This is a genomic window from Streptomyces diversicolor (assembly GCF_057537855.1).
The window spans coordinates 25,260-33,458 of sequence record NZ_BAAJXA010000071.1 but is presented as its reverse complement, the minus strand read 5'-3'; the positions used below and the strand labels follow the sequence as shown (position 1 = coordinate 33,458).

Annotated in this window: 7 protein-coding genes; 2 read left to right on the top strand and 5 right to left on the bottom strand. The window is 72.9% G+C overall.

The window, feature by feature from the left end; genetic code table 11:
• Positions 1-1,451, bottom strand: a 1,451-nt coding sequence (locus AC27LF_RS43345) for an ATP-binding protein (RefSeq protein ID WP_479664700.1), incomplete at its 3' end; no start/stop codon positions are given.
• Positions 1,448-3,124: an NAD(P)/FAD-dependent oxidoreductase gene (locus AC27LF_RS43340; protein ID WP_479664699.1), complete on the bottom strand. Its 1,677-nt coding sequence runs from the start codon at positions 3,122-3,124 to the stop codon at positions 1,448-1,450. The genes AC27LF_RS43340 and AC27LF_RS43345, both read right to left, overlap by 4 nt.
• 187 nt (positions 3,125-3,311) lie before the next feature.
• Between AC27LF_RS43340 and AC27LF_RS43335 the strand changes: the two genes are divergently transcribed.
• On the top strand, positions 3,312-4,184 hold the full coding sequence (locus AC27LF_RS43335) for a universal stress protein (protein WP_479664698.1): 873 nt from the start codon (positions 3,312-3,314) through the stop codon (positions 4,182-4,184).
• 498 nt (positions 4,185-4,682) lie between these two features.
• On the opposite strand, the gene AC27LF_RS43330 is transcribed toward AC27LF_RS43335, so the two are convergent.
• From AC27LF_RS43330 to AC27LF_RS43320, 3 genes are all read right to left on the bottom strand, one after another.
• Complete coding sequence (locus AC27LF_RS43330) at positions 4,683-5,906, bottom strand: DUF4032 domain-containing protein (protein ID WP_479664697.1); 1,224 nt, start codon at positions 5,904-5,906, stop codon at positions 4,683-4,685.
• 10 nt (positions 5,907-5,916) lie between these two features.
• Positions 5,917-6,684, bottom strand: coding sequence for an MBL fold metallo-hydrolase (locus AC27LF_RS43325; protein WP_479664696.1), 768 nt, complete (start codon positions 6,682-6,684; stop codon positions 5,917-5,919).
• Between the two features lie 93 nt (positions 6,685-6,777).
• On the bottom strand, positions 6,778-7,404 hold the full coding sequence (locus tag AC27LF_RS43320) for an alpha-ketoglutarate-dependent dioxygenase AlkB (protein ID WP_479664695.1): 627 nt from the start codon (positions 7,402-7,404) through the stop codon (positions 6,778-6,780).
• 158 nt (positions 7,405-7,562) lie between these two features.
• Here AC27LF_RS43320 and AC27LF_RS43315 point away from each other — a divergent pair, with 158 nt between their 5' ends.
• Positions 7,563-8,192, top strand: coding sequence for a TetR/AcrR family transcriptional regulator (locus AC27LF_RS43315; protein WP_479664694.1), 630 nt, complete (start codon positions 7,563-7,565; stop codon positions 8,190-8,192).
• Positions 8,193-8,199 lie beyond the last annotated feature (7 nt).

The window sequence follows — 8,199 nt, the reverse complement described above, 5'->3', positions numbered from 1 at the left end:
TCCTCGGGGCTCTCGGCGGGGGTCTCGGCGGTCAGCGGGAGCAGGACCTGGAAGCGGGTGTCGCCGGGCACCGAGTCCACCCGGAGGGTGCCGTGATGCTTGTTGACGACGATCCGCCAGGAGATGTCCAGGCCGAGCCCGGTACCCTCGCCGACCGGCTTGGTCGTGAAGAACGGGTCGAAGATACGGTCGCGGATCTCCGGCGCCACACCCGGCCCGGTGTCACGGAACTCGACCAGCATCCGCTCGTGGTCCAACGCCGTGCGGACCGTCAACCTGCCTTCGCCGCCCGCGCTGTTGATGGCCGCGACCGCGTTGTCGATCAGGTTGGTCCATACCTGGTTCAGCTCCGCCGGGTAGGCCGGCACCGGCGGCAGCGTGCGGTCGTACTCCTTGACGACCTCGATCCGCGGGCCGATCTTGCCGGACAGCATCAGCAGGGTGCTGTCGAGGAGTTCGTGCACGTCGACCACCCGGTAGGGCGCCCGGTCCAGCTGGGAGTACTGCTTGGCCGCGTCGACCAGGTGCGAGATACGGGTGGTGGAGTCCTCGATCTCGTTCATCAACAGCTCGGTCTCGACGGTGTAGTTGAGCCAGCCGACCGCATTGGGCAGGATCTCCTCGCCGACCGCCGCCCCGACCTGCTCCAGCCAGTCGACGTCGAGCCCCGCCTGTACGAAGGTCGGTGCGAGCTGCCAGCCGTTGTCGATGCCGTGGTCGCCCAGCCAGTCGGTGAGGGCGTCCTCCCGGTCGGCGGCCTCCAGCGGGCTGAGCGCGGGCGCCTTGGCGACCCGTTCGGCGGTGCGTTCCTGGATCTCCACCAGGTCCGCCAACGCCTCCCGGGAGAACGGGCCTTCGGCGATCACGGCCAGCTTGTGCCGCATCTTCGCCACCCGCTCGCGCAGGCTCGCGGTGGCCCGCACGGCGGCCGCCGCCGGGTTGTTCAGCTCATGCGTGAGACCCGCCGACAACGAGCCGAGCGCCAGCAGCCGTTCCCGCTGTCCCACGGCCGCCTGCGTGTTCTTCGAACCGAAGAACAGCCCCTCCAGCAGATGCACCGCCATCGGGAACCACTCGCCCATGATGCTCGCGAACGTGTCGGCGGGCAGCACGAAGAACCGCGTCGGCTCGGTGACACGCATTGAGTTGTTGTACACCTGCCGCACCCGGTCGCCCAGATACGCCTGCATGGCGCCCGCGTACACCCCGCGCTGCGAGGTCCGGGTGACCTCGACGTCGTCGCCCGCCACCCGGCGGGACAGCACGACGGTGCCCTCGATCATGACGTAGAAACAGCTGGCGGGCTCGCCCTCGGTGTACACCGGGCCGGGCTCGAACAGCTCCACCCGCCCCTCGCGGCACAACCGGCCCAACTGTTCCTGTTCCAGCTTCTCGAACAGGAACAGCGAACCGATCTCCTTGGGACTGCACGGCAGGGCACGACCGCTCATGACTGCTCCAGATACCGGTGGACGAGCATCACGGCCATCGCTCCCTCGCCGACGGCCGACGCGACACGCTTGGCGGACTCGGCGCGGGCGTCGCCCGCCACGAACACGCCGGGAACACTGGTCTCCAGGTGGTACGGCGGCCGGTCCAGCTCCCAGCCCGTCGGCGGCCGGCCGTCGGCCGTCAGGTCCGGTCCGGCCAGGATGAACCCGCGCTCGTCGCGCAGCACCGTGCCGTCCAGCCAGTCGGTCAGCGGGGCCGCGCCGATGAACACGAACATCCACTGCGCGTCCACGCATTCGGTCTCACCGGTCACCGAGTCGCGCAGCGTCAGCCGCTCCAGACGGTCCGTGCCGTGCGCGGCCTCGACCACGGTGCGGGAGCGCACGAAGATGTTCGGCGCCTCGTTGATCTGCTGGATCAGGTAGTACGACATGGACGCCGACAGATCCGGGCCGCGCACCAGCAGCGTCACCGACTTCGCGCCCCGGGCCAGATACATCGCCGCCTGGCCCGCCGAGTTGGCACCGCCGACGATGTACACGTCGTGCCCCTGGCAGGAGGCGGCCTCGGTCAGCGCGGAGCCGTAGAACACCCCGCAGCCGGTCAGGCCGTCACAGCCGTCGGCGGCCAGCTGCCGGTACTGCACCCCGGTCGCCAGGATCACGCTGTGCGCCGCCACCGCGGAGCCGTCCGCGAACCGCACCACCCGGGCCGCCCCGTTGACCTCAAGGCCGGTCACCTCGCGCGCGGTCAGGATCTCGGCGCCGAACTTGGCGGCCTGCCGCCGGGCCCGGTCGGTGAGCTGCGCGCCGGAGACGCCGTCCGGGAAACCGAGATAGTTCTCGATCCGGGAGCTCTGCCCGGCCTGCCCGCCGGTCGCCGACCGCTCCACCAGCACCGTCCGCAGCCCCTCCGAGGCCCCGTACACGGCCGCGCCGAGCCCGGCGGGGCCGCCGCCGATGACGACCAGGTCGTAGAAGTCGGCGGTCGGCGTCGTCGCGAGGCCCACCTTCGCGGCCAGCTCGGGCGCCTCCGGCTCGACCAGCACCGCCCCCTCCGGCGTGATCACCAGCGGGAGCCGCTGACCGTCCTGCCCGGCCGCGGCCAGCAGCCGCCCGCCCTCCGGCTCGTCGACCGAGTACCAGCGGTAGGGCACCTGGTTGCGGGCCAGGAACTCCCGTACGTCCGAGGACCGGGCCGACCAGCGGTGGCCCACGACCTTGGTGCTGGGCACGGGCCGGTGGTCGCTGGCGCGCCACGCCTCCAGCAGGTCGTCAAGGACCGGGTAGAGCTTCTCCTCCGGCGGGTCCCACGGCTTGAGCAGATAGTGGTCGAGGTCCACGACGTTGATCGCGTCGATGGCCGCGTTGGTGTCCGCGTACGCCGTCAGCAGCACCCGCCGGGCGACCGGGTACACGTCGAGGGCCCGTTCCAGGAATTCGATGCCGTTCATCTGCGGCATCCGGTAGTCGGCCAGGATCACGGCGACGAGATCGCCGCGCAGCTTCAGCTCGCGCAGCGCGTCCAGCGCGGACTCGCCGGACTCCGCGCGCACGATCCGGTACGACTGGCCGTAGCGGCGCCGCAGGTCCCGGGCGACGGCACGGGACACACCCGGGTCGTCGTCCACGGTCATGATGACGGTGCGCGTTGCGTCGGCGGCCTGTGCCATGTGTCTCCCACCCCGAGCGGTCGTGTCCAGGGGCGGTGTCGCCCTCGTCACCGCACCGGCTAGGCCCATCGTATGTTCGTTCGTCCGGCTTCGCTTCACTGCGCCGCGGTACCCCCGGCGGGCAGGCGTCGGGCCCCGGTGGTGGAGACTGATCCCCGCAGAAGCGCGACGACGAGGAGGCCGGCGCATGACACGCCCGATCACGGCAGGGGTCGACGGTAGTGAGGAGAGCCTGGCGGCGCTGGCGTGGGCGGCCCGCGAGGCCGTGCGCCGGGACCGGCCGCTGCGGGTGGTGCAGGCGTGGCGGTTCCAGCCGCACGAGGGGGCCGGGGCGGCGGACCGGGACACCCAGGCCGGCTGGGTGCGCGGCGCGACCGCCAAGGCGGTGCGCGAGGTCACCGGGCGCCACCCGGAGCTGACGGTGTCCGTCGACGTCGTCGAGGGTCACGCCGTCGAGTCGCTGGTCGCCGCCGCGGCCGACGCGGAGCTGCTGGCGCTCGGCTCGCGCGGGCAGGCGGCGGTCGTCGGGTTCCTGCTCGGCTCCGTCGGACAGCAGGTGATCGCGGAGGCCGCGCGGCCGGTCGTGCTGGTGCGTGCCGACGACCGGGCCGACGCCGAGGCGGCCGGCCGGGAGGTGGTCGTGGGCCAGCAGGGCGACCCGGAGGACAGCGCCGCCGCCCTGCGGTTCGCGTTCGAGACGGCCGCGGCCCGCGGGGCCGCGCTCCGCGCGGTCCGGGCCTGGATGCTGCCGCCCGTCTTCGCCTACAGCCCGGGTTCGATGAAGCTCCTCGACGACGCCGGGGGCCTGGAGCCGTACGAGAAGGATGCGCTGGCCGCCGCGCTCGCGCCATGGCGGGAGCGGTTCCCCGACGTCCCCGTCACCGAGCACGTCGAGATGGGCAGCGCGGGCCAGGTGCTGCTGTCGGTCGCCGCACGGGCCCAGCTGATGGTCGTGGGCCGCCGCGCCCACCGCACACCGGTGGGCGCCCGCATCGGCTCGGTGGCCCACGGCGTACTCCACCACGCCCCCTGCCCGGTGGCAGTAACCCCCCACCCCTGACGGCAGCACCCCGCAAGGCGCACGCGGAACCACGCGCCCACCCACAACGCCGCCGCACTGTCCGGAGCACCAGCCGCACGCCCCGGGCCCGGTGTGGCGCCCCGCAGGGGGGCGCGGGGAACTGCGCGCTCAGCCACAACGGTGCCGCACCCGAACCACGCCTCGCTGTGAGGAGCGCCAGCCGCACGACCCGGGCCCGGTGCGGCACCCCGCAGGGGGGCGCGGGGAACTGCGCGCTCAACCACAACGCCGCCGCACCCGAATCACGCCCCGCTGTGAGGAGCGTCAGCCGGACGACCTGGGCCCGGTGTGGCGCCCCGCAGGGGGGCGCGGGGAACTGCGCGCCCAGCCACAACGGCGCCGCACTCGAACCACGACCTACTCGACCGAGCGCTGCCCCAACGCCGCCGCACCCGAACCACGACCGATTCAATCGAGCCCCGCCCCAACGCCACCGCACACGAACGACGACCCAAAACCGCCCAACCCAGCGGAGCGTCACGGTTCCAGGGCCGCCCGAGCCTCCGGCAGCACGTTGGCGATGTAGTCGGCGACCGCCGTGTCCAGCCCGATGTCATGCTGCGCCCGCTCCGACAGGTACCACCGGTGTTCGAGCAGTTCGTGGTAGATCTCCGCGGGATCCACCGCGCCCCGCAACCCCGGCGGCACGGCCCGCACGGTCGGCCGGAACACGTCCCGCACCCAGCGGTGGGCCAGCACCTCCGGCGGGGCCGCGAGCGGGTCATCGGGCGCGTAGTCCTCCTGCGTGGCCATCCAGCTCTCCAGGTCGTTCAGCAGCCGGCGGGCCTGGTTCTCCTCGGTGTCCAGGCCGGTCAGGCGCAGCAGCTGGCGCTGGTGGTGGCCCGCGTCGACGACCTTGGGCACGAAGGTGACGGAGTCGCCGTTCGAGGAGTGCTCGATCTGCATCTCGGCCACGTCGAAGCCGAGGTCGTTCAGACGCCGGATGCGGCGCTCGATGTAGTGGTACTTGCCCGCCGGGTACACGGAGGTGCGGGTCAGTTCCTGCCACAGCTCGTCGTAGCGGGTGCAGATCTCGTGGCCGAATTCGACGGGGTCGACGGAGGGGTGCAGCGCCCCGGACGCCTCCAGGTCCAGCAGCTCGCCGCTGATGTTCACACGGGCCAGGTCGAGGTCGTACTCCCGCTGCCCGGGGCTGAGCCGCGGGCGCAGTTCGCCGGTCTCGGCGTCCACCAGGTAGGCGGCGTACGCGCCCGCGTCGCGCCGGAAGAGCGTGTTGGACAGCGAGCAGTCGCCCCAGGCGAACCCGGCCAGGTGCAGCCGTACCAGCAGCACGGCCAGGGCGTCCATGAGCCGGTGCATGGTCTCCGGCCGCATGGTCGTCTCGAACATCGAGCGGTACGGCATCGAGCCGCGCAGATGCCGGGTGACCAGCACCGATTCCAGCGGCTGCCCGGCAGCGTCGGTGCGGCCGGTGATCACGGCCAGCGGGTCGACGGCGGGGATGCCGAGCCGGTCCAGGTCGCGCAGCAGCTCGTACTCGCGCAGCGCGGGCCGCTCCGCCAGTTCCTTGACGGCGATGATCTCGGTGCCGGCCCGGGCGTAGCGCACCACGTGCCGGGAGATGCCGCGGGGCAGGGGCACGAGGTGGTCCTCGGGCCACTCCTGAAGGGGCACGCTCCAGGGCAGTTCGAGCAGGGGCGCGGGGTGCTCCGGGTTGGTGGCGCTGATCTGCATGACCATGGCATGAACCCTACGGCCTGGCCCGCGCGGTTCGGCGGGCCCGGTCCCGTGCCTGCTCGGCGGCCTCGCGCACGGACCCGCGGTGCACGGGCCCGTGGCCCGGCAGCAGGATGTCCCCGTCGAGCCGCGCGATCAGCTCCAGTGAGTCCACCGTGCGGTCCCGGGCGTGGTCGAACATGACCGGCAGCAGCTGGGGCCCGCGCAGCCGGGACGTGCGGTGGCCGCTGACCAGGGCGTCGCCGGAGATGACCATGCCGAGGTGGGGCAGGTGGTAGACGGTGTGTCCGTCGGTGTGGCCGGGGGTGTGCACCGGGACGGGCCGGCCCGGCAGGTCCAGCGCGCCCGCGGTGGGGAACGCCTCGGGGGCGCCGACCGGGTGCTGCTCGGTGCCCCCGACGCGCAGCACGTGCACGAGCCACGGCACGACGCCCGGCCGCCAGGCGTTGCGCAGCACCGCGCCCACGGACACCTGCTGAAGGAACTCCCGGCGGGCGTGCGGCACTTCGGCCTCGTGCAGCAGGACCGGGGTTCCGTACGCGGCGCGCAGGTACTCGGCCGAGCCCAGGTGGTCGTTGTGCGCGTGGGTGATCAGCACGGCCGCGACCGCCTCGGGCTTGACGCCCACGGCGGCCAGGGAGTCGAGGACCAGCTGCCGGTCCCCGGGATAGCCGGTGTCCACCAGGGTCGCGGTGTCCCCGTCCGTGAGGATCACCCAGTTGGTGTCGCTGCCGTGCACCAGGTAGGCGCCGTCGGCGACTTGGCGTACGTCTGCCCGCATGATCTCCCCGAGTCCTGAGCGTGCTGCCCGACGGCCGACAGCCAACCAGACGTTCCGTCCGCCGCGGTGCGCGGGGTGCACGGGATGCCGGGGTCACCGTACGCCGTGCGGCCGGAACTGGACGCTGATGCGCGGCCCGGTGGCGCGCGTCGTCTTCGGTACGCAGTGCTCCCAGGTCCGCTGGCAGGAGCCGCCCATCACGATGAGATCGCCGTGGCCGAGCGGGCGGCGGACCGAGTGGCCGCCGCCCGCCGGGCGCAGCAGCAGGTCCCGGGGCGTGCCCACGGACAGGATCGCCACCATGGTGTCCTCGCGGGCGCCCCGCCCGATCCGGTCGCCGTGCCAGGCGACGCTGTCCCGGCCGTCGCGGTAGTAGCACAGGCCGGCCGTGGTGAAGGGCTCGCCGAGTTCGTCGGCGTAGTGGCGGCAGAGCGCGTCGCGGGCCTCGGCCAGCACGGGGTGCGGCAGCGGGTCGTCCGCCCCGTAGAAGGCGAGCAGCCGCGGTACGGCGACGACGCTGTCGTACATCGTGCGCCGCTCCGCGTGCCAGGGCACGTCCCTGGCCAGTTGTTCGAACAGCGCGTCCGCCCCGCTCAGCCAGCCGGGCAGCACGTCGATCCAGGCGCCCCGGCCCAGCTCGGTCCGGCGCGCGCCGTCGAGGGCGGCGAGCCGCAGTTCGTCGGTCTGGTCGAACAGGGAGCCCTGGAAGTGCGTGGCCATGGCCCCAGCGTAACCCGTCAATCGAAAATGTGTTCCCATGATCGCGGGCGGTGCGTGCCGCCGTACGGCGCTCCTCCCGCCCTTCCCTCCGCCTCTTCCCCCCTCTATCGATACATCGGCGTATCCGATACATTCGCGCATCGAACGGAGGTCCGGCGATGACGCGGCAGACGGCGGGGCGGGTGACCCGGCGCCGGGTGCAGACCCGGGCCAGGCTGCTCGACGCCGCGTTCACGGTGTTCGCCGCGAAGGGGTTCGGCCGGGTCTCCATCGAGGAGGTCTGCGAGGCCGCCGGCTTCAGCAGAGGCGCCTTCTACTCCAACTTCGCCACCCTGGACGAGCTGTTCTTCGCCCTGTACCGGGAGCGGGCCGAGCTCATCGCCGAGCAAGTGGCCGACGCGCTGGCCCTCGACGGACCAGGGCTCGACGTGCCCGCCGCCGTGGCCCGGGTCACCGAGGTGCTGCTGCTGGACGTGGACTGGCTGCTGGTCAAGACGGACTTCCTGGTGCACGCCGCCCGCCGCCCCGCGGTGGCGCAGGCACTCCTCGACCACCGGGCCCGCCTCAGAGGGGCGATCGAGGACCGGCTGACCAGGGCCGCCGGCCGCACCGCGCTGCCCGCCGTGCTCGGCGGCGCCGACGGCGCCGCGCACGCCGTGGTCGCCGCCTACGACGGAGTCACCACCCAACTGCTGCTGGACAGGGACGTGGACGCGGCCCGCGCCTGGCTCGGCCGCCTGCTCACCGCGCTGCTGACCGACGGCAGCACCACCCCGCACGAGTCGTAGAGGGAAG